Annotated in this window: 15 protein-coding genes; 1 reads left to right on the top strand and 14 read right to left on the bottom strand. The window is 34.2% G+C overall.

The window, feature by feature from the left end; all coding sequences use genetic code 11:
- Positions 1–78 precede the first annotated feature (78 nt).
- The 4 genes from BW939_RS11660 to tsf all read right to left on the bottom strand — a co-directional run bounded on the left by BW939_RS11660 (position 79) and on the right by tsf (position 11,891).
- Positions 79–3,492, bottom strand: a complete 3,414-nt coding sequence (locus BW939_RS11660) for a T9SS type B sorting domain-containing protein (RefSeq protein WP_076452192.1) — start codon at positions 3,490–3,492, stop codon at positions 79–81.
- A gap of 111 nt (positions 3,493–3,603) precedes the next feature.
- Entirely contained in the window at positions 3,604–6,654 is a 3,051-nt protein-coding gene (locus tag BW939_RS11655; RefSeq protein WP_076452191.1) for a T9SS type B sorting domain-containing protein, read from the bottom strand.
- Between the two features lie 80 nt (positions 6,655–6,734).
- Positions 6,735–10,877: a T9SS type B sorting domain-containing protein gene (locus tag BW939_RS11650; protein ID WP_076452190.1), complete on the bottom strand. Its 4,143-nt coding sequence runs from the start codon at positions 10,875–10,877 to the stop codon at positions 6,735–6,737.
- Positions 10,878–11,066: 189 nt separating this feature from the next.
- Positions 11,067–11,891 carry a translation elongation factor Ts gene (gene tsf, locus BW939_RS11645; RefSeq protein ID WP_076452189.1) on the bottom strand — a complete coding sequence of 275 codons (825 nt, stop codon included), beginning with the start codon at positions 11,889–11,891 and terminating at the stop codon, positions 11,067–11,069.
- Positions 11,892–12,033: 142 nt separating this feature from the next.
- On the opposite strand from tsf, the gene BW939_RS11640 reads away from it, so the two are divergent.
- Positions 12,034–12,714, top strand: coding sequence for a DUF6759 domain-containing protein (locus BW939_RS11640; RefSeq protein ID WP_076452188.1), 681 nt, complete (start codon positions 12,034–12,036; stop codon positions 12,712–12,714).
- Positions 12,715–12,917: 203 nt separating this feature from the next.
- Here the strand turns inward: BW939_RS11640 and BW939_RS11635 are convergent, their stop codons facing one another.
- The 10 genes from BW939_RS11635 to BW939_RS11590 form a co-directional block, all read right to left on the bottom strand.
- Positions 12,918–13,874 carry an acetyl-CoA carboxylase carboxyltransferase subunit alpha gene (locus tag BW939_RS11635; protein ID WP_076452187.1) on the bottom strand — a complete coding sequence of 319 codons (957 nt, stop codon included), beginning with the start codon at positions 13,872–13,874 and terminating at the stop codon, positions 12,918–12,920.
- A 46-nt stretch (positions 13,875–13,920) separates the two neighbouring features.
- Positions 13,921–15,429 (bottom strand): glutamate--tRNA ligase, encoded by a 1,509-nt coding sequence (gene gltX / locus BW939_RS11630; protein ID WP_076452186.1) that lies wholly within the window; start codon positions 15,427–15,429, stop codon positions 13,921–13,923.
- A gap of 201 nt (positions 15,430–15,630) precedes the next feature.
- On the bottom strand, positions 15,631–16,542 hold the full coding sequence (locus BW939_RS11625) for a glycosyltransferase family 2 protein (protein ID WP_076452185.1): 912 nt from the start codon (positions 16,540–16,542) through the stop codon (positions 15,631–15,633).
- A gap of 2 nt (positions 16,543–16,544) precedes the next feature.
- A complete protein-coding gene (locus BW939_RS11620; RefSeq protein ID WP_076452184.1) occupies positions 16,545–17,648 on the bottom strand; it encodes a DegT/DnrJ/EryC1/StrS family aminotransferase in 1,104 nt (367 codons plus the stop codon).
- A 30-nt stretch (positions 17,649–17,678) separates the two neighbouring features.
- Positions 17,679–19,250 carry a hypothetical protein gene (locus tag BW939_RS11615; protein WP_076452183.1) on the bottom strand — a complete coding sequence of 524 codons (1,572 nt, stop codon included), beginning with the start codon at positions 19,248–19,250 and terminating at the stop codon, positions 17,679–17,681.
- The gene (locus BW939_RS11610; protein WP_076452182.1) at positions 19,247–19,702 is read right to left on the bottom strand and encodes an N-acetyltransferase; all 456 of its coding nucleotides are present in this window, start codon (positions 19,700–19,702) and stop codon (positions 19,247–19,249) included. The genes BW939_RS11615 and BW939_RS11610 overlap by 4 nt, the downstream gene beginning before the upstream one ends.
- Positions 19,699–20,916: a glycosyltransferase family 61 protein gene (locus BW939_RS11605; protein WP_076452181.1), complete on the bottom strand. Its 1,218-nt coding sequence runs from the start codon at positions 20,914–20,916 to the stop codon at positions 19,699–19,701. Before BW939_RS11605 ends, BW939_RS11610 begins: the two co-directional genes overlap by 4 nt.
- The gene (locus BW939_RS11600) at positions 20,903–21,313 is read right to left on the bottom strand and encodes a sugar 3,4-ketoisomerase (RefSeq protein WP_076452180.1); all 411 of its coding nucleotides are present in this window, start codon (positions 21,311–21,313) and stop codon (positions 20,903–20,905) included. Before BW939_RS11600 ends, BW939_RS11605 begins: the two co-directional genes overlap by 14 nt.
- The gene (locus BW939_RS11595) at positions 21,310–22,497 is read right to left on the bottom strand and encodes a glycosyltransferase family 4 protein (RefSeq protein ID WP_076452179.1); all 1,188 of its coding nucleotides are present in this window, start codon (positions 22,495–22,497) and stop codon (positions 21,310–21,312) included. The genes BW939_RS11600 and BW939_RS11595 overlap by 4 nt, the downstream gene beginning before the upstream one ends.
- Positions 22,494–23,471 (bottom strand): WaaS/CpsH family glycosyltransferase, encoded by a 978-nt coding sequence (locus tag BW939_RS11590; RefSeq protein ID WP_076452178.1) that lies wholly within the window; start codon positions 23,469–23,471, stop codon positions 22,494–22,496. Before BW939_RS11590 ends, BW939_RS11595 begins: the two co-directional genes overlap by 4 nt.
- Positions 23,472–23,561: the final 90 nt, after the last annotated feature.

Raw genomic sequence — 23,561 nt, 5'->3', positions numbered from 1 at the left:
GTTTTTTAAATTGCAAAAACGGGTTAAAGTTATATTAAACTTCTTCTCAATTTGTTAATTATTGTTATTAAAAAAGATTTACTTGTCCCAAAGGCTATTGTTGCGATTTTTTACAAGAAGCCAGCTTGTATATTTTACATTGATTATTTTATTTTCAGTCCAAGAAATAAAATACCAATAGGTAGCTGTAGAAACGTGTCTTCCTTTCATCATGCCATCCCAAGTAAATTTATTTTGGGGTGTACCACGAAATTGCTCTGCACCATACCTGTCAAAAATTCTAAATTCGAGATTATCTTTAGTCATCAATGCAGAATAATCTATCACATCATTCAACCCGTCATCATTTGGAGTAATTGTATTGATGAGATTGATGATAACAAAAGGTTGTTTTATAATTTCACATTTTTTAGAATCTCTTACATAGATAATGTTGTTGCCTGTAGGTACGTTATTGAAAATGTTTGAGGCTTGCCAATTGAAACCATCTAAAGAATATTCATAAGCTGGAGTTCCGCCGCTTACGCCTATCGTAACAGTAGTTCCGTTGATATCTATAGAAGAGAAAATTGGGCTTGGAGCTTCTGTTACGGTTACAAACTGTCTGTATGTACAGCCATCAAAAGTAAGGTCTACCCAATAATTTCCAGCAGGCACATTGCTTATGGTTTGTGTGGTTGCTCCTGTACTCCAATTGTAAGAAGTGAAGCCGGTGCCCGCATCTAATGTAGTGGTAGTTTTCGGACAGATAAATTGATTGATTAAAACATCAGATTTTTTCGGAATTTTAATAGTAATGGTTAAATTGGCTACAGCAGGGCAAAGTCCAATCTTTTCAAATCTTAGGTAGAACGTTTGTGTACCTGTAAGATTAATTGGATTGTTTAGTGCATTCACTTTATTATTAGCATTCGCTTGGCTTCCGTGAAACGTTACAGTTACTCCAGGATCTGTAGTAAATTGGGAGACAAAATTGTTTAGATTCACTATTTTTACACCGTCTGTATCGTCATCACAAAAACTCGTTATGAGAGAAGTAGTAGAAAGAGGAACTTTATTACCAAATGAAAATACAATACTTTTTACAGCATAAGGGCATCCATCAGGAGAATCTACTCTTACATAAATTGTCGTCGTCGTTGTATAGCTCCAGTTATTTGGAAGTGTATTATTATTGCCCATGTTGGCGTCGCTAATACTGGCGTAATACCTTACATTGTTAACGAAATAACCAGAATTTATTAGAACAAAAGGAGTAATGTTGGCAAGAACAACATCGATTACTCCATCTAGATTGTCATCACAAAATATGCCTGCATATTGAGTAAATTCAATCTCCGGAAATAGGTTGAGTGTAATTTGTGCTATTCCTTTACAACCCGTTGTATTTTTAATTAAAGCGTAAACAATTGTGCCATTGTTGGCTGTATAAGCAGTAGTTCCGGTAATCTGAGCAGATAAGTTTTCATTTTGCGCATCAGCAAAATTGGTAAAATAGTTAATCGTTATATTACTGCTGGTGCTTATATTGGCTTGCGTAAGATTATAAGTGCCTTGTCCATTTATTTTACACGCATTTAAAGTAGCATTCGTAAAAGCAAAAGCTGGTATGTTGATGCTAACAGTAACCGTTTCGCAATCCGGAAAGTTGGCGTCATTTCCGCAGAAAGTATAAGAAAAAGTGTCAATTCCTGCAGTTCCTGGTGAAGTAACTGTATATGTAATTACTCCTGTTGTGGCATTTACGGTTGCTGTACCTAATGTTGGTGCACTTGTGATAGTTACTGTAGAAGGAACAGGGGTTTGTGTAGAGTTGGAAAATGCAGGTGTAAATGTTTTTGTTGAACAAATGTCATGGCTTTCGCTAGTCAGTTTAGTACAATTCTGTATTGCTATTGGCAAAGAAACGAGAGGTGCACAGCTTCCCATAGTTACCGAAACAGTGTAGTTTCCTGATTGTATAGGAGTATAGGAAGTTCCTGTTGCACCAGGTATTATAGCTCCATTTCTATACCATTGGTAAGTATCATAGATGATAGGGTCTACGGTAAGCACAACGCCTGGGATACAAGTTCCTGTTTTTAGAATGACAGGTTGTGTGGGAAAACCCGCGAAAAAACCACCATAACCTACCGCATCACTTCCTGCAGTGATTCCTGCTGTAATTGCTTTTGTAGATACAACAGTAATGTTGCCTGTTACATTGGGTATTCCATAGGTGACCCAATTGCTAGTTCCGGTCATCGTAAATGGGCCTGTTCCTGCTGGCGGTTGAAGTCCATTTACAGTTACCACCGCATCTCTTTCTGTCACTAAGTTTAATTTTGTAGGAATATTTAGAATGCCTGAAGGATTTACATTGGTATGAACAAAGTTTTCATTGATGAAACCTAGTTCATTAATTTGCTTTGGAAGATAGCAGTTCAACGCCGGAATAAAATTTAGACCTCCAGTGGCAACCTCATCTGTTGTTGAGGAGTTTCCTGCCAACATTTGATAAACGTAGGCGTTTTTGGTTGTTTTTAAATATAAATTATAATGCCCCGAACCCTGCAAGATATATTTTGTACTTGGAACTACAAAATACTGCCCTATATTGAGAGTTGCTAGTGGCAAACCTTCAGCATTTACATAAATTTGAGTATTATTTTCCGTGGCTATTACCAATGCTCCTTCCATATTTGAGCCAATGCTTCCGTTTCCTTTTACAAGAGCAAACTCACTTCCTAAACGGTTTACAGGAACAGACTGATCCATTAAAATGTCTGAACTTAAAGGAATATTTCCTGCGTATTGACCGTTGAAATTTCCGTTGGTAACGTTCACTGGCTTGTTGGCTTGTATTTTGGCACCGATAAAACCGTCCCAATTTCCTGCAATAGTTCCGTTTCCGTCGAGTATATAAGATTGGCCTTTATTTAAAGTAAAACTTAGTGTAGGATTGGTAAGTCCGGTAGTGCCATTAGAAAACTGAACAGTATTTTTGTAACCAGAAATAGTAACGGTTGTGTTGTCTTCTGTTGCCAAGACGCTGGTCATAAAATTGAGAATACCGTTGCTTACACTGATTGGTGCATTGGCGGCATGAAATGTTAATCCAGTAGAAGGTATTCCTTTTGATGTAATAATTTCGCCATGATTAAAAACAGAAAATCTTAAATTGGCATAAAAAGGAAAATCCGCTTTTAGATACAACCCTTTTGTGGTAGTGGTGAAAAGATCGGTTTGAAGTGTGGTAATGATATAATCTCTTAAAACATCAAATTTTTGAGGATTGTTTTTACTAATGTTTATGGTTCCAATTACGGTGTTGTTACTGTATATTGTTACTTGAAATGGTGTAGTTCTATTAGTAGAAAGGTACAATGTCTGGTAAGGATTGGGATTTCCGGTACGATCAACCATAGGAGCAAACCAATGTTCGCGGTCGAGCTGTGCAAGCGAAACGGAATATATAAAGATTAAAAGAAAAAAAGATAAAATTTTCTTCATCGGTACTATGGTTTCTACAAATTTAATAATTAATTTACATTAAATCCTTAAATAAAATAAAAAACCACAGCCATAATGACTGTGGTTTTGAATTATTGATGATAATAATAATTATTCTCTGTTTTTAACTAAAATCCAACCGCTATATTTTATTGGAGTTTTTTGAGCGTTTGGCTCATTCCAATTGATATGGTACCAATAGGTTCCTGTAACTACTTTTTTCTCAAAGAACTTACCGTCCCATTTATAGTCATTAAACTTATCTCCTTTGAAGATCTTGTTGCCATATCTATCATAAATTACAAAAGTAAGATTGTCTTTGTATTTCAGCTCGCTGTAATCAATTACATCATTTATGTTGTCTCCATTTGGTGTAATTGCATTGATGAGGTTTGGAACTGTAATTTCCACTGAAACTGGTGTACAGTTATAAGCATCTTTTACATAGAATGTATGTTGTCCTCTAGAAAGTCCTGTGAATACATTAGAGTCTTGCCATATTGTAACTCCGTCAACTGCATATTTGTAAGGAGCTGTTCCTCCGCTTACCATTACCGTTGCCGTATTATTAGAAATTTCAATTGAAGTAATGGTAGGAGTTATTGCTTTTTTAATACTAACAAATTGCTTTACAGAACATCCATTATCTTTTAACATTACCCAATAATCTCCAACGGGTAATCCTGTTACGGCTTGCGTAGTTGCACCTGTGCTCCATAAGTAAGATTGGTAACCAGGGCCGGCGTCTAAGCCTGTTCTGGCATCAATACAAATGAATTTATCTACCAATAAAGGTGATCTCTTTGGTGGGGTAACCTTTAAAGTAATCTTGGCAATTGCATAACAACCCAAATCACTGTAAACTCTTACGTAAACAATAGCATTTGCAGAAATGTAATGGTCTAAAGCGGTTACAATTTCATTAGTTCCATTGCTTGCATCTACAAATGTAGGGTAGAATTTTTTGGTTATTGGTGTTTGATTGCTTACTACAGCACTAGGAAGATTGAAGTCTCCTTGTGTTTCATTGTTTTCTATAAAACATACTGTTAAAGTAGCATCATTTACTACAGGAGCAGGATAGAAATCTAATGTGATTTTTGCAGTACCAATACAACCTTCATTTGTAGTAACTCTTACATAAACGAATCCTGCACCAGAGAAATAGTTCGTAGGATTTGTAATTTCGTTTGTGCCAGCAGTAAGGTCTGCCAGCGTGGGATAAAATTTCTTAACGACTGGGCTGTAACTGGTAACATTAGCAGTTGTTAAATCAAAAAATCCGTTTCCTGAGTATTGACAAGTTTTAATTGTTCTATCTGTTAATATAAATGGTACGACATTTAGATTTAATGTAATTTTTTCACAATCAACAAACTCTGGTGCATTACCACAGAATTGATAGGTGAATGTATCTGCTCCCAAATATCCTGTTGTAGGAATATATGTAATTGTTCCGTTACTTGGGTTAATCGTTACAATGCCGTGCGAAGGCTGAGTGATAATAGTAACAGTACTTGGAACAGGCGTTTGCGTAGACGAAGTAAATGCAGGGATGATTACTTTGGATGCACAAACGTTAATTGATTGTGTGGTATTTTGAAGACATGTAAATACTTTATATACAGCAGTGGTAAGTGGTGTACATGTTCCCATTGTAACTTTTACAGTGTAATTTCCTGCAACAAGTGGGGTATATGTATTTGAAACGGCACCAGGAATGGCAACATTATTTAAAAACCATTGATATGTATCGTATCCATCATTTACTTCTAATATAATTCCAGGGATACAGTCACCTGTTTGCTTTGCAATAGCAGGAACAGAATTAAACCCCGCGAAGTAACCACCATATCCAGCTGTACTATATCCACCGTTAATACCGGCTGTAACTGCTTTGTTTGAAATTACCGTAAGATTGCCTGAAACATTAGGAACGGCATACGTCACCCAATTGGCGTTACCAGTTAGCGGAAAAGGCCCTTCTGCTGCACTAGGGGAAGCTCCATTTACAGTTACTATAGCACCCGCTTCGGTAATAATATTTAATTTTAAAGTAACTGTAGAAGAAATATTTGGCATTTGGTTTACGAAACCAATTTCATCAATTTTTCTAGGCAAAAAACAGTTGAGCGGTGGTATATAATTAAAACCACAAGTAGCATTACTGTCGTCAACGGCCACCAGTTGGTATAGGTAGACGTTTTTTGAAGTAGAAACCAGCATATTGTAATGTCCACTTGTTCCCTGCTGTTGATAGGCGGTACCAGCAATTCTGTACCACTGTCCTTGGTTGATTGTGGCTGTAGCTACGGTAGAGCCATTTAAAAATATTTGAGTATTATCTTCTGTAGCAATTACAATACCTCCTTCCAAATCTGCAGTCGTAGATTTTGTTCTTACCATCGCAAAAGTACTACCAAGTCTTTCTACAGGTACAGATTGGTCTAGAATAGCATCAGATCCTGATGGTGCATTTCCAAAATTCCCATTGCTGTTACCGTTGGTTAAAGTAATTGGCTTGTCTGATGTTATCTTGGCTCCCATAAATGGAGCAGTAACCGAAGCATTTCCTGCAAAAATAAAAGATTGCCCTTTGTTTAAGGTAAAAGTGTGGGTATTCGTAGTTGGCGTACCACCATAGAAATTTACTGTTCCTGGCCAAGTAGCTGTAACAGTTGTACTGTTTTCTGTGGCCAATACACCAGCTGTAAAATTGTAACCGGATGATGTGCCGTTGTAAGGTGTACTTGCAACATAAAACTCTTTACCAATTCCTGCTTTTCCTTTGCTTGTAACAATTTCTCCGTGTGCACTTTGTGCCAGTCTCAATGTACAATAGAATGGGTTGGCTCCTTTCAGATATAATCCTTTTGAAACTGTTGTAAATGCTTCTCCAGTAGTATTTGCAGAAATAAGATCAGCATCTACATCAAAGGTTTTTGGATCGTTTTTGCTAATGCTAACAGTTCCAATGGCAATGTTGTTACTATAAATAGTGACTACAAATGGGGTTAAAGCATCTGTAGATAAATATAGTTTATTGATATAGGCACTCGATGAATTGTAATAGGGTGCAATCCAATGATCTGTATCTCTTTGTGCAAAGAAGTTGCTGAACGTCAGAAACACTAAAGTAAAACTTAGTAGAAATCTTTTCATAGTGGTTGGAATTAGGATTTCTACAAAAGTAATACAAAATATTAAGATATTCTTAAAAAATATTAACAAAAATTTAAAGATTACTCTCGATTTTTAATTAATAACCACCCAGAATAGGAAACTGGTAATTTTGTGTCTGGCTCAGTCCATTTGATGATATACCAATAGGTTCCTGTAGAAAGGTTTCGGTTTCCTACTTTCCCATCCCACTTGTAATTGTTACTTGTGGATCTGTAAACGGGTGTTCCATATCTGTCCACAACTTCAATACTTACGTTTTGTTTAATATTTAAATCAGTATAATCTAACACATCATTATGACCATCTCCGTTTGGAGTAATTGCATTGAGAAGGTTGATAATTAAAAAATCTTTTACAACAGGTTCACAACCGTCTGCACTTTTTACATACGCCTTGTATGGGCCTCTCGTAAGACCTGTGAAAATATTGCTTGCTTGATAATCAAATCCATTGATTGAGTATAGGTATGGCGGTGTTCCTCCGTTTACATTAATTGTTGCTGTGCCTGCAGTAACTACAATACTTGTAATTGTTGGTAGAGTAGCATCAGTGACTATCACATTTTGTCTATAAACGCATCCGTTAAAACTTAAGTCTACATAATAATTTCCGGCACCTACATTAATGCTCTGTGTGGTAGCTCCTGTATTCCAAAGATAAGAAGTAAATCCCGTTCCTGCATCTAAAATCGTTCTTTGCCCCGGACAAACTATTTGATCTTTTAGTAAAGTAGATTTTTTACCAGACTTTAGAGATATGCTTATTTGTGCTACGTTAGGGCATGCAGTAGCACTTGTGAAGCGAACAAAAAAAGTAGATATGCCTGTTATATTTTGAACTCCACTTATGGGATTGGTTCCGCTTTGTGCATTGGCTAAACTAAGGTGAAATGTAAGTGAAACTGCAGGGTTTGGGGTAAATAAATTTTTATAATCATTTAAATTTATAGATTCTGATCCGCTTAAGTCACTGTCGCAAACTTGCGTTATAACATTTGTTGTAAGCAAAGTGATTTTGCCTCCAATTGTAAAATTAATTTGTCCGAATGCGGGTGTGCATCCATTAGCAGATTCTACTCTTACATATACTGTCGTGTTGGCTGTATAAGTCCAGTTATTAGCAAGGTTATTATTTCCTCCTGCAGTTGCCGCTGCCGCCGTTAAATAATATTTAATAATAAAACTTCCAGAGTTGGTAACGATCTGAGGCGAAATGGTAGAGAAGTCAACATTTACAACTCCATCTAAATTATCATCACAAAGTGCCCCATTAAAATTTGTAGTATTGATATTGGGTAATGGGTTAACAACCAAAGTTATTTGGGCAACTTTTGAGCAGCCGAATGCTGAGGTTACGTTAGCATAAACTGTACCCCCAAGCGAAGGGTAGGTTGCCGGGGTGGTAATTGGTGTGGTAAGTGTTGCATCAGCAAAGAAGGTTACAGTTGTGCCGGCGGTTGTTGTAATATTTGCGTTATTCAAATTAAATATTGCTGTTCCATTTGTAGTAGCACAAGCAGTCAAAGAAGCATTACTTGTAGTGATTTGATCAAGAGTTACAGTAAGTTTTGCAACAATTGGGCACTCACTTGTACTTTGAAATCTCACATAGAAAATCTGTGATGGGGCAATCGTTTGACTTGCGTTTATGGCATTTACGTTGTTTTGAGCATTGGCTAATGTGTTATAGAAAGCCAAAGAAACAGCAGGGTCTGTGCTAAAATTATTTTTGAAATTATTTAAATTAACGGTTTCTGTTCCGTCCCAATTGGTATCACAAATCAATGTGCTGTAATCCTGGGTTAACAACGGGATTTTTGCACCTATCGTAAAGTTAATCTGGCCAAAAGCTGGCGGGCACCCATTGGTTGATTCTACTCTTACATAAACGGTGGTGTTTGTAGTGTAGGTCCAGTTGGTAGGTAGGTTGGTGTTGTTTCCTGCCGTAGCATCAAGTTGTGTGAGATAATACTTAACAATAAAATTGGCAGAGTTCGTTACAATTTGTGGCGAAACTGTAGTGAAATTTACAGGAATGATACCGTCTAGATTATCATCACAAAAATTAGCATTAAAATTTGTGGTATTGATGTTAGGGGATGTGTTTACAGTTAATATAATCTGTGCAACTTTTGAACATCCGTACTGTGATGTTACATTAGCGTAGACAGTAGAGGGTAAAGAAAGATATGACGTTGCGTTGGAAATTAAAGTATTCAACCCAGGATCTGTATAGTAAGTAGTAGTGGTTCCGAGATCCGTTGTGATAACAGCGGTTGTTAAATTAAAAGTTCCTGTGCCGTTCGCATTAGAACAAGAAGATAAAGTTGTATTTGTTACTTGTACAACATCGATGTTAATGATTACTTTAAAGTATTCAATATCAGCAGGATTTCCGTTGCCTTGAACTGAGTAAATAAAAAGGTCGCTTGCATCAGCTGTTAACCCAGCATTCGGGGTGTAAGTTATTTGACCTGTTGCGGCGTTTACCGATGCAGTACCTGTAGTGGGAACTTGTACAATAGTAACGCTAGAAGGAATAATGCTTTGTGTAGATACAGTAAACGCAGGGTTAATCTGCTTAGTCTTGCAGCTGCCAATGGTAAAAGTTGCAGTAGGTATTGGCGGGCAAATTGTGTACGAATAAACCGCAGTTAACTTTGTTTCACAGTTGTTTTTTGTGATTTGGCATGTGTAATTGCCTGCTCCGTACAATTCTGGATTAATAGAGTATGAGGTAGCGCCAGAAATTGCTATACCATTTAGAAACCATTGGTACAAATCGTAGCTGTTATCAACCTGTAGAATAATTCCTAAAAAACAGTCTCCAGTTTTGGTAATTGCAGGAACTGATGAAAATCCTGCGAAATATCCACCGTATCCAACTGCGCCACTTCCGGCAGCTATACCAGCCGTAACGGATTTTGTAGAATTTACTGTGATATTTCCTGTTACATTAGGTATAGAATAAGTTACCCAATTGGTGTTTCCTGGAATTGGGTACGGTCCCGTTGCGGCTGCCACTGCGCTCCCGTTAATGGTTACAGTTGCTCCTGTTTGGGTAATTATATTGAGTTTTGTATTGTAGGTTCCGTTACCAATTTTGTTGATTTGAGCTATTTCGTCAATTTTATTCGGCATAAAGCAGCTGAGTGGAGGGATGAAATTAAGACCTCCTGTTGCATATTCAGATCCGGAGCTCGCACCAGCAAGAAGTTGATACAAATAAATGTTTTTGTTAGCCGTAATTCCCATATTAGAAACGCCATTCCCTTGATTAGTGTAGGAAGTAGAGGGAACCATATAATACTGTCCTGCGTTGAGGTTGACGCCAGAAGCAATACCATTAATCGTAAATGTTGTGTTGTTTTCAGTGGCAATAATGAGAGCGGTTTCCATTCCGGATCCTATTGTTCCATTTCCTTTTACTACGGCAAAATCTTTTCCTAATTTATCAACAGCAACTGCCTGATCCATCAAGATGTCGTTGTTTGAAAAGTTGTTGTTGGTGTAAATTCCGTTAAAGTTTCCATTGGTTACCGATATAGGCTTGTTGGATTCTATTTTAGCACCTACAAGACCCGTAAGGTTTTCTTGTGCATCTGTGCTTATGGCTTCTACAATATAAGACTGTCCTTTATTCAGAATGGCTGTTTTGGATGTGCTGCTGCTACCGTCACTGAAAAGTACATTAGGATTGTACCCTGATATTACTACTGTTGTGTTATCTTCTGTTGCGGTAACACCTATCATTGCATTCACAAAAGACTGTGTTCCGGTAATAGGGACAATCGCTGCATAAAATTTTGTACCTAGCCCAGCTAATCCTTTTGATGTTATAATTTCCGCATGATTGGTTACCGAAAAGCGAAAATTTGCAAAAAATTTCTTACTTCCTTTTACAAATAAACCCATTGAATTGGGAGTAAAAAGGTCAGCGTTATTGCTGGTAAACATATAAGATTCGGGTATTGCTACCTCTGCAGGATTGTTTTTGCTTACCTGTACTGTAGAAATAACAGTATTGTTGTTGTAAATCTGTACAGAAAATGGTGTTGTTTCATTAGTGGATAGATATAAGAAACTTTGTAGATTTCCTGTTCCAGCTCTAGCAACCATTGGAGCAAACCAATGGTCTGTATCAAGCTGAGCGTTAACAGATAAGCATAGAAATGTAAAAATACCAAGTAGAAATTTTTTCATAAAGAAAATTATAAGGAATGCAAAATTACATATTAATAATCAAATTTATATATTTTTTATATATTTTCAATGTATTGAGATATAGTTCACTAGGTTTTAGAAAAACTTTCATATTTTAACGAATATGATAAAATAATAAATCCCGATGAGAATTCACCGGGATAGATATTTTAAAGCTTAAAAAAGTTACTATAAGCTAACTCTGATAAATCCTGTTACTTTAAGATCAGAATTTACAGATTTCACGTAATCAGCAACAGAAATAGAACTGTCTTTGATGAAATCTTGGTGTACCAAAGTATTGTCTTTGTAAAATCTCTGCATTTTACCTTTCAAGATATTGTCGATAATATTAGCAGGCTTACCTTCTTCAGTAAGTTTGTGTCTTTCTATTTCCAATTCTTTGTCGATAGTTTCTTGAGAAACAGAAGTTTCATCAAGTGCAATAGGGTTCATAGCAGCCGCTTGCATAGAAACAGATTTAGCAGCTTCGTCAGATCCTTCTACCTTTGCAGAAAGTGCAGTGATAGCAGCAATTTTGTTACCAGCGTGGATGTAAGCTCCCAAGAAAGGTCCTGTAATTCTTTCGAAAACACCGATTTCTATTTTCTCTCCGATAACTCCAGTTTGCTCGATTAATTTCTCACCAACAGTCATTCCGTGGAAAGCTGTAGCCAATAATTCTTCTTTAGTAGCAGCGAAAATAGCCATTTCAGCAATTTCGTAAGCCAATACGATGAACGCTTCGTTTTTAGCAACAAAGTCAGTCTCGCAGTTTAAAGAAATAATAACACCTAAAGTATTATCTTCGTTTACTCTTGCAATTACAGCTCCTTCAGAAGAATCTCTGTCTGCTCTGTTTGCTGCAACTTTCTGTCCTTTTTTTCTAAGGATATCAACCGCTTTTTCGAAATCTCCTTCAGCTTCTACTAAAGCTTTCTTGCAGTCCATCATTCCTGCACCGGTTTGGTTTCTCAATTTTGCTACGTCTGCAGCTACTGGTGTATAAGACATAATATCTATTATTTTTTATTTAAATTTATAATTGACTATATTCGTTTAAATTTTGTGGCGCAAAGATAATGTTTTAATGATAAACTAAAAAATGACTTTTTGCGTTATAGTATTTATTTGATAATTTTTTAATAATTTTTTGATGAAGAAAATATTTATAATTCTTTTTGTCTGTATTTTTAGTTTGGGTTTTTCTCAAAAAAAGAAAAAATCAAAATCTAAGGCTGTTTCAGAAAAAGAAGTTCTCATTATATACACAGAACAAGATGCTGAAAGCTCAAAAGAAGCAAGAATAATAGCAGGTTTTTTAAAGCAAAATCCTGGGCATGCCAAAACAGATTTTTTTAAACGAAAATTAATTGAAATCATCATGGCAGACAACTCTCCGGAAGCCAAGCCTACCATTACCCCCATGAGTAGAGATAAAGTGGAGAAACTTACTGGCAATAAAAATACAAATAGCCAATCCGTAGCTTCCAATTCTGAGCCGAAAAAGGTTTCAAATTACGCCAGTGTCGGCAGCAAAAAGGTGGGGCCTACTGCAGAGCATAAAAGAACGGCAGATTATCTTTCGCATATTTTCAATCACGATGATGCTGATCCTAATGCCTATATCAATATTAAAAACAAATCAAAATGTAATCTGATTGTAAAAATTACTGGTAAAAAATATTATAATCTGAATGTTCCGGCGAACGGGCAAAATTATGTTATGGTAGAGAAGGGAGAATATGTTTTAACCACAATGGTTTGTGATGCGAAATATTCTTCACTAAAAAAGATCTCGAAAGATATTGAGTTGCAATTGAGCGTAAGCGAATAGAATATCGCCAAAAGCAAACAAATAGCGGTTGAGAAATATTTCTTAACCGCTTTTTGTTTGTCTCTGTTTTAGAATCAAAAAAAATCTTTGATGTTTGTTTCTAAAGTTTGTGAAATTGCAAGTAGATCATAAATGATATACTATTTCAGGACTAGACAAACTCATAAAAAAAAGGTAGCTGAAAATTTCTCAGCTACCTTTTTTTATCCCTTAAACTGCCCCATCGCAATAAACTTATCTTGTCTATGAGTTTCTAACTCTTTGCCTGTAAATTTAGAGAATGCTTTAATATTCTGTAAAATTGAAGCTTTTAAATTGAGATAGGTTGTCTCTGGGTCATAATGAGCACCACCAAGTGGTTCTTCAATAATTCCGTCGATAAATTTTTCTCTCAATGCATCATTTGGAGTAAGGTTTAGAGCATTGGCTGCATCTTCCTTATGATCCCAGTTTCTCCAAAGAATAGAAGAGCAACTTTCTGGTGCAATTACCGTGTACCAAGTGTTTTCTAGCATATACACTTTGTTTCCTACGCCAATTCCTAATGCACCACCACTCGCTCCTTCACCAATGATGTAGGTAAAAATTGGAGTTTTAAGCATGGTCATTTCAAAAATGTTTCTTGCAATCGCTTCACCTTGTCCTCTTTCTTCGGCTTCCAAACCAGGATATGCTCCCGGAGTATCAACCAAAGTAACTACAGGAATTTTGAATTTTTCTGCAAGCTTCATTAGTCTCAAGGCTTTTCTGTATCCTTCAGGATTCGGCATTCCGAATCTTCTGTGTTGTCTTTCTTTGGTGGTTCTTCCTTTTTGGGTACCAAGAATCATAATTCTCTGGCCGTCTAGTGTTGCTAATCCACCAATTAGTGCAGGGTCATCAGCAAAATTTCTATCGCCATGAAGCTCCAGAAAACTGCCTTTGTCTACCATACCGTTGATGTAATCTAAGGTGTATGGGCGATTCGGATGACGCGATAGCTGTACTCTCTGCCAAGGAGTAAGATTTCCATAAATCTCTTTCTTTGTATCTCTGATCTTGTCTTCGATTTGGCTGCATGCTAATTTTACATCAACACCACTTTCTTCTCCTACCAACGAACAGGTTTGATACTGATCCATTAGCTCTTTTATAGGAAGTTCGAAACTTAAATATTCCATTCTTGAAGTAAATTAATCTTTCAAATGTATGAAAAATTATGAAATTTTATTTAAAATTATTTATTGCATTGCTTATTCTTGCGATACTTTCTTCTTTTCCAACGAGTTCCAAAATATCTGGAACGTCTGGTCCTTTCAATTCTCCTACCAAAGCTAAACGCAATGGCATCATTACTTTTCCCATTCCAATGCCTTTGTTTTCTGCGAAATCGTGTAAGCTTTGTTTGATGTTTTCTGAAGTGAATAGTTCAACTTTGCTCAGCATGGCAGAAAATTCTGTCAAAAGATTGGAAGTTTCTTCGTTCCAAGCTTTTTTTGATGCTTTTTCATCGTAAGAAATTGGTGCTTCGAAAAAGAATTTCCCGTTGTCGTAAATATCTTTCGGGAATGTGGCTCTTTCTTTCATTAAATGAATCACCTTTACTAGTTTTTCGTCTTCAATATTTAAATTTAAATCTGAATTTTTTAGAATATTTAATAATTCTTTGTCAGATTTTAATTGAATATATTGATGATTAAACCACTCAGATTTTTCTTTACTGAATCTTGCTCCGGCCTTATGAACCTTATTTAAATCAAATTCTTTCGCCATTTCATCCAAAGATAAAATTTCTTTATCATCCGCAGGAGACCAGCCTAATAGCGCCACCATATTGATGAAAGCTTCGGGTAAATAACCGCTTTCTCTATAGCCCTTGGAAATATTTCCGGTTGCAGGATCGGTGAAATTTAACGGAAATACAGGGAATCCGAATTTGTCACCGTCTCTTTTGCTTAATTTTCCTTTTCCTTCTGGTTTTAAAATCAAAGAAAGGTGGGCAAATTGAGGTGCTTCCCAACCCATTGCTTCATATAATAAAATATGTAAACCTAAAGAAGGTAGCCACTCTTCACCACGAATCACATGTGTGATTTCCATTTCGTGGTCATCTATGATGTTGGCAAAATGGTACGTTGGCATTCCGTCATTTTTCACTAAAACTTTATCGTCTAAAGCATCTGTGTTTACTGCAGAATTCCCTCTGATGATATCTACCAAGCCTAAAGTTCGATCCACTGGCATTTTAAATCTTACTACATAAGGTGTTTTTTCATCCAGTAATTTTTGAACTTCCTCTGCAGAAAGAGCAAGGCTGTTTTTTAAACGATTTCTGGTTTTATTGTCATAAGAAAAAACATCTCCTTTGGCCTCATATTCAGCACGGATGGCGTCTAGTTCTTCTGCAGTATCAAAAGCAATATAAGCGTAATCTGTTTTTAAAATTTGCTCCGTATATCTGTCGTAAATGTCTCTTCTTTCAGATTGTCTGTATGGGGCAAATTTCCCACCTTTTTTAGGGCTTTCATCGGGGATGATTCCGCACCATTCCAAGGCTTCCTCAATGTATTCTTCGGCTCCTTCTACGTATCTTGCAGTATCGGTGTCTTCTATTCTCAATACAAATTCTCCGCCCTGATTTTTAGCAAAAAGATAATCATACAACGCAGTTCTTACACCTCCCAAATGCAACGGCCCTGTAGGACTTGGAGCAAAACGGACTCTTACTTTATTCATTTCTTAGAAATTAAGGTGCAAATTTACTCAAAATTAAACGTTTTTAGAATGTTTTTACAAGTTCGTTATTGGCTTTTTTTTGGCGTAATCTATATATTTGTAAAAAAGAAGCACAAATAAAATGCGAGAAATAGGCTGAAGACTTTGGTGAGGATGATATTGTGATGTTGGGTGAAGAGTCTTATTAAGTTGGTAAGCAATTTATTTTTTGGAAATTAAAAGTTTGAAAAATAAAATAATAGGATTAGAATGTTTAGTTTTATATTTTTCTTTTTTCCATTCTATTTTTAATCTTTCTATTTCATCTGAAGACTTAGCTTCAGAAATAAGAATTTCGTATTTGAAGTGGAGTAGTTTAAGTTTGTATTTTTTATAAAGAAGTTTGTCTTTTTTAATGTATGGAAGGTATTTGTCTGTCACTTTTTCATAGGAGTCTTTCATGATTTTCCAGTTTCTGGATAAACTTGTAGAAAGTATCCTATAGTAAAACAGTTTTTTGTCTAGAAAACCTATTTTATAACCTTTTGAAGTAAGACGGAGATTCATATCCCAATCTTCGGTATTAATATCTTCATCAAAAGGGTAATCTACCAGAAGTTGTCTTTTGACAAATGTACCTACATTTACAGATATGTTTTCAGCAACATTGAGGTGAAAGAAATTGTTGATGTTATCTATTAAATTTTTTTTATCTTTTTCAGGATAGGCATTTGTTGTCTTTTTTTCATTCTCATAGTATTTGAAACCGTCAGTCAGTACAAAATCTACTTTTTCTTCTTGTATAAAATCTACTTTTTCTGCTAAATTATTAGGGGTATACCAATCATCACCAGATAATATAGAAATATAATCACCTGAAGAATAAGATACTAAAATATTCAAGTTTTTTGCAACACCAAAATTTTCTGTGTTTCTTATCAGTTTGTATTTTTTATCAAATTTTGCTAAAGTTTTTTCTGCAATTTCGTAGGTTTTATCTTTCGAAGCATTATCCAAAAAAATAATCTCGTAATTTGCATAAGTCTGAGACATAGCAGACAGACAAGCTTGTTCTATGAATTTTTCGTGATTCATAGTGATTATAACAATGCTTACAAAAGGCTGTTCTGCCATTATTAAAATTTATTGATCTTTTCTATAATATAATCTATTGCAGAGTCTTCTAAAACTGGACTTATCGGTAAGCTCAAAATTTCAGTATGAATTTTTTCTGTTACAGGTAAAGATAAGTGAGAGAATTCTGTGTAGCATTCTTGTTTATGTGGTGGAATCGGGTAATGTATTAATGTCTGAATCCCGTTTTCTTGCAGATAATTTTGTAAAAGTTCTCTATTATTACATCTTATGGTATAAAGGTGCCATACGTGCTCATTTCCATTTTCTGGAATTTCAGGTAATATAATTTTACTGTTGGTTATTTTTTTAGAATATTTATTTGCAATTTCTCGTCTTCTCTCATTTTCTGAATCAATATATTTTAATTTTATATCCAATACTGCTGCTTGTATTTCGTCTAAACGAGAATTTAAACCTTTGTACTCATTGATGTATTTTTTGCTAGAACCATAATTTGCAATCGACCTTATTGTATTTGCAAGTTCAGAATCATTAGTAGAAACGGCGCCTCCATCACCCAAAGCACCAAGATTTTTACCAGGATAAAAGCTGAAACCCGCTGCATCGCCAAGATTTCCGGTTTTAATGCCATTGTAATCTGCTCCTATTGCCTGTGCATTATCTTCTATGATTTTTAGATTATGTTTTTCTGCAATACCTCTAAGCTCATCACTGAAGATTACTCTTCCATAGAGGTGTACAATCATAATACCTTTTGTTTTGGAGTTGATCTTTTTTTCTATCTGTTCAACAGAAATATTATAGGTATTAATATCAGGCTCTACGAAAACTGGTACCAAATTATTGTCTGTAATGGCTAGAACTGAGGCGATATAAGTATTGGCAGGAACTATGATTTCGTCACCTTTATTCATAATGCCTAATTCTATGTAAGCTCGTAATATAAGCCTTAAAGCATCGAGACCATTTGCTGTTCCAATAATATGACTTGCACCAATGTATTTTGAAAGGTTTTTTTCGAAATTTTTAACTTCTTCACCCAAAAGATACCAGCCACTTTGGAACGTTTTTACCAATGCCGCTTCAATTTCTTTTTGATGCTGTAAATTTATTTTTTGGATGTCTAAAAATTTAATTTCCATTTGATGAATTTTAGTGTTACTTAGTTTTTCTTATTTATAGATATAAAAATTTGAAGTAGAATCTATTATTACCCGTTTTGCCTTTACGATGTCTGTAAATTTACTACCATAGAAGCTGGATGAGTCATCCTCAAAAGATTTTTTTTCTAAGATAAAATATAGATTTTTCTTTTGCAGCAAAGATAAATCTTTTTTGTAATTTACATATTCCACATTCATTTCCCAAGGCATCCTGTTTTTTGTTTTTTCAAACATAAATGATGCTGCGGGAAACCCGGGTAAGAAGATTACATCTTTATATTTTTTAGTAATTTCTTTACTTTCATTCAAAAAAATAATATTTTTTGTGTTGGTATAAATTCCTGAGTAGATTGGTGTATTTACTATTTTTGAAAACGTACTTTCTGTGAAATTTTTTTCCATATAAGGATTAATGATTCTGAGAGTAAACAAAAGTAGGGAAATAAGTATAGGAATATATTTTTTATCAAAAAGTGTATTGCTATCTGTATTGATCAAAAGAAAAGGAAGAGCTAGCAAAATATTATTTGCTCCCCACGAGATAGAAGACGACCAGGCAATCATTACAGCAAAAAGACCTATAGAGATACTGTATTTTTCTTGCGTGTTTTTTGTTCTGAAAAATTGTATGATTTGATAAAACATGCAGAGTGGTAACAAGCCATTAATAGAGCTCAGTATTGTATAATTGCTTGCATCCCTTTTTGCTATAATATCATATAGCCAATGGTAAAACGGTATCGAAAAAGAAAGTAGAAGTATGAAAAGTAAAGTTACCTCAAAAAAGGCAGTTGTTTTTCTAGTGAACCATAAAACGGATGAAATTATAAGACTGATGAAGAAAGGAAAAAAATACTTGTAAGAGTTCAAATACATTTTTATACCTACCAGATACAGCATGTTTTGATTTTTTCCTTCTGTTCCGCTTTCGTAATACGAGATTCCTTCTGGGATTTTATAATATAAAATGAGGCATAAACTAATTAATGTCAATATCCCCAATTTTATATTGCATTTTAAATTTATCTGATTTTTAAAGAAAACAGAAAAAGCCAGTACTAAGATGGGGAGTAAAAAAAATGATTGTTTGGTAGAAGCAGCAAATAAAGAAAATAAAAATGCGAGCAAAATATTTTTTTTATGTAAATAGTATAGTGAAAAACTTAGCAGAAAAACACCATCAATAGTATGCCAAGGCATTATGGGAAATATATTGATATTGAGCATTGCCAGTAACGGAATACTTAAAAACATCCTCCTGTCCCAAGAGTCACATTTAAAGAAAACTCTTGAAATATTATAAGCGATTATAAAAAATTGCAGAAGAACAAAAATTCTGCACAAAATAAAAAAATGATTCTGAATACCGTAAAAAGGTTTTAAGATAAGAGCCCAAAATACAGGTGTTCCAAAAGGTCTTACGTAATCGAAGTCTTTATAAATTACTTGCCCATCATTTATCTTTTTTGATAAAGATAAAATATATCCGGAATCTAAAACATCAAATCCTACAAAAATAGAGAATCCTACAAAAACTATAAAAATACTATAAAAGATAATGCTTAAAAATCCATTTTTCACTTTTCAAACTTTTTAGCAGGGTTTCCAAACCAAGTTTCATTGGCAGGAACGTTTTTAGTCACCACGCTTCCCGCGCCTATTACAGCATTTGCGCCTAAAGTAATTCCTGGTAATATGGTAGCATTTGCGCCAATAGAAACCCCTTTTTCTACCAGTGTTTCCAGAAGTATAAAATCTGTATTTTTCGATACAGGATTTTTGTCATTAGTAAATGTAACGTTGGGTCCTATAAAAACTTCATCTTCAATAGTAATACCGTCCCATATTTGAACTCCTGGCTTTATTGTGACATTATTGCCAATTTTCACTTTATTTTCTATAAAAACATTATAATTTATATTGCAGTTTTCGCCAATTACTGCGTCAGATAAAATCACACAATACTGCCAAATCATGGTGTTTTCACCAATTTTTTTGCTTAAAACCTCTGCTGTAGGATGTATTTTTATCATAATTGTAATAGTTTTTCTAAATGTTTTTCGAATATTTCAGAATCTAATATGAAATCTTCATGAAAATCATCAGTTATTTGTGGGTAGATGAAAAAATTCAAATCAAAATTAACCATTTTTGCTATAGTAGAAAATACGGAAAAATCTCCCCATACTGAGCTTAGCCAAGCCAGGCCTTTAGCACCATCTTTAGCAAAAAGCAGGTTGGTCCAGGCAGCACCACTGGGGCCTATAATATAATCAGCGTTATTAATGATGAATATTTGTTCATGAATGTTAAGGTCTTCAAAAAAAACTTCTGTAAAGCCATATTTCTGAGAAACGCCTAAGATTTCCTGCTCATTGTATTTTCTAAACTGAGATTTTCGTGAAATGAAAATCTTTTTTACCACCTCAATTTTCACTTGTTGATAATCAAAGTTTTCAAAACATTTTTGTCTTAAATATGCCAGAGATTTTTTTGAAAATCTTGAAAATCCAGCTTCGTACCGTGAGCCGGTGGCCACATTTGGGATAGTGTAGCTGGGGCTTGTAATGTGCCAAAGCGTTTTAAAATGATAATAACTAGCACTATTTAAAAAAACAATTTTGCAGTCTTTTGTGAAGAAAGATAATAAGTCTTTCATATTCTGATTATTATCTACACAAGAATCTACAACAATAATTTTGTTCTTATAATCTGGAATAGTTTTAAAGAATTCAGTTTTAGATAAAATTTCAATAAAAAAGTGATAGTAATTGAACGTGAAAATGCCACCTAAAAATATTGCTTCAGTATCAAAATGCTTTATTTTGTGATTTTGTACTTTAGCTAATGTTACCCCATGTTGTATGAGATTTTTTGTATTGTACAAATAATGTATTCTGCTGTCATCATGCCATTTTTCATAATAGATTTTATCTTTTTTAAGATTTAGAAAATAGGTAGAATCTGGTATGCAGTACACGTCTTGTAGTGCGAAAATTTCAACGCTATTGATGGTTTTTTCTATTGATGCTTGAGGTTGATCAAAAGTTTTGGGCAAAAAAATTTCAATAGTATTTGCTTCTTCAACTACAAATTTCTCTTTATAATTCTGAAAAGGTATAGAATCTAATGGTAAAAAATCAGTTACAAGTCTTTTTGCTTTTCTGAAAAAAGATTTAATGTAATATTTTTTTCTGAGCTTTAAAAGTTGTTTTTCTAAATTTTCAATTTGCTCATTTACGTCCATGTCCTAAAAATTCAGAATAATCTCTAATGTAATCTTTTTCATCGTATTCGTTACTTGCAATACAAATCTGTACGGCATTGTGGCTGTATTTCATGTTTCTCCAGCACATCTTCGGGATAAAAAGGCCCATGTTTGGTCTTTCAAGTATGAAAGTGTTTTTTTCTCCAGATAACAATTCTGTAGTAACCTCTATTCGTCCAGAAACTGCAATTAGAATTTGATGCAGGTCAAAATGAGAATGACCTCCTCTTTCAACTTCTTCTGGAGTAAAATACGTCCAATATATTCGTTTAGGTACAAACGGCAGGTTTTCTTTTTCAGCAACTGAAATATAGCCTAGTTCCGGACCTCCGATTTTTGGAAATTCTACTATAAAAGGGGAAGAGTAATCTTTCATTTAATTTTTTTGTAATAATATAATGTTTTAGCAATCAGTTTATTAATTGTAAAATTTTGTTTAACTGTCTCTCTGGCATTTGTTGCGATTGTATTTTTCAAAGCAAAGCTTTCAAAAAGAAGATCAATTTTTTTATAAAAGTTGTCTCCATAAGCAATCATTCCGTTTTCTGAGTCTTTTATGATTTCTGTAAAAGAATCTATTTCCGAGCAGATAACTGGCTTTTGCAATGCCATAACTTCTAACAAAGATAAACTAAAATTTTCTCCCTTAGAAGGAAAACATACCACATCAGCTTTGCTCAGTAACTCTACCATTTCATGATTATTTTTGCTCCCATGAAAAACTATTGAATTTCTTACATATAACTCGCTGATGATTTGGGGTATATGTTTTTCATAGCCGTTGGGATTGCCTACAAAATGAAGAGTGCTTTTAGGGTATTTTTTTTTGATTTTTACAAAATGCTCAATAATCGTATCTGCACCTTTTTCATAAGATACATTTCCGAAATAAAAGATAGATTGAGGAATAATTTCAGAATTCAAAATAGGCTTGTAGAAATTCTCATCAATGCCGTTATAGATGAGTTCTGCATCATTTATACCAAATAATTCTTTGTTGATTCTTCTGTTGTATTCGGATATTGCTATAACGTTTTTAGCTTTTTGCATGGCTACTTGCTCACAAAAAATTCTGCCTTTATGTACTTTCTTATATCCGAAATATCTTTCAAGTACAGACCAAGAACCATGACAACGGATAACAGAAGTTAGGTTTTCTGGTATAGAAAGAGCCAATCCGTCAAAATCATGTGTTTCTGCAATATCAAAATCGTGATGATTTTTATTTATATAATTTTGAATTTTATTTTTAATGAGCTTCTTTTCAAAAAGATAAATTTTAAAGTGTAGGTTTTCAAGAAATGCTATTTTTCCTGTTAAAGAGCGTATGATTTCAAGGAATGGATTTCCTTTAAAAATATCTTTGATAGAATGTATTGTTACGCCATTTTCTATAAGATCAAATTTTTTTTTTGAAATTAAAAATACATGAGGTGATATACCGTTTTTAGCAAATTCTTCACAAAGGTTTTTATAAAATACACCAGTTCCTCCAACCTTTAAGTTTTGAGAGCATTTATATTCTTTTGTTACAATAAGGAGTTTCTTTATACTGCTCATTTATTAAAATTAAAAACGGTTTCTACCCAATTATCCAACGTGTATTTATAGTAAATTTCCTCAGGAATTTTTTGATAAACAGATTCAAAAAATGATTTTTCTATATTACTAAAATCACTATTTAAAATCAAAATATTTTCAGGATTATAAAAATCGTAATTTTTAATATCTGCATTGTCTGTAATGAATTTTTTCTCCAATGCCATCGCCTCGAAAACCCGAAAACTAAGACCAGATTGATGATTTCGCTGAAAATCTAAAATAGCTTTTGAGTTTTCGTAATATCGTAAAACTTCAGATTGCGAAATATTAGTTCTGCGAAATTGTAGACTTTTCACTAGTTTTTTGTCAAAAATCTGTTGAAGTTGCTTCTTCCAGCTTTTTTTTCCTGCAATGATGGCTTTGAATTTAATTTTTAAATCGCTTGTCTTTATGTTGAGTTTTACAAGTCTTAAAATTCTTGTTTTATCATAAGAAGTGATATAGAAAAGATCAAATTCTGGGCTTTGTTGTTCTGCAGAGATGTGTTTTAGGTAATTGTAATTGTTGATTTTTTTGAAGCCAAATTTTTTTACATCTTCATCATCAAACGAAAACACCGTATCAAAAAAGTGAAGAATATGATGTGCTGGGTTTCTAAGCATACTATCATACAAGTAAGCGATATTTCTGTCTGTATATTTTCGGATTATTTTATGTGTTTTCTCTTCTATAGCTTCAGGATTGATGACTAGAATCTGGTCTTGTTTACCTATTTTTTGGAGCGAGTCTATTATGAATTTTTGTCTGTTCTCATGTTTTAAGTTTTTACCAAAGAAAACTTTACTTATTGTATTTTTTATTCTCGCACCAAAATTTTTATGAGTAAAAGCTCCAATATTTATATGGGTGGCTTCAATACCTTTTTCTTTTAGTTTGTTTACGATATGTTCATCATAATGCCAAAAATCAAAACTGATTAAACAAATTTTCATGTGCAGCTGCTTATTTTTTTTAAATGCCACATGCAAAAGCAGAATATTTATTGATATTCGTATTTACAAAATATAGCGATTTCATATAAC

The organism is Chryseobacterium piscicola (genome assembly GCF_900156685.1).
In the GTDB taxonomy this organism is placed as follows: Bacteria; Bacteroidota; Bacteroidia; order Flavobacteriales; family Weeksellaceae; genus Chryseobacterium; species Chryseobacterium piscicola.
The sequence above is the reverse complement of the archived record's forward strand: the minus strand, read 5'-3'. Positions and strand labels throughout refer to the sequence as shown.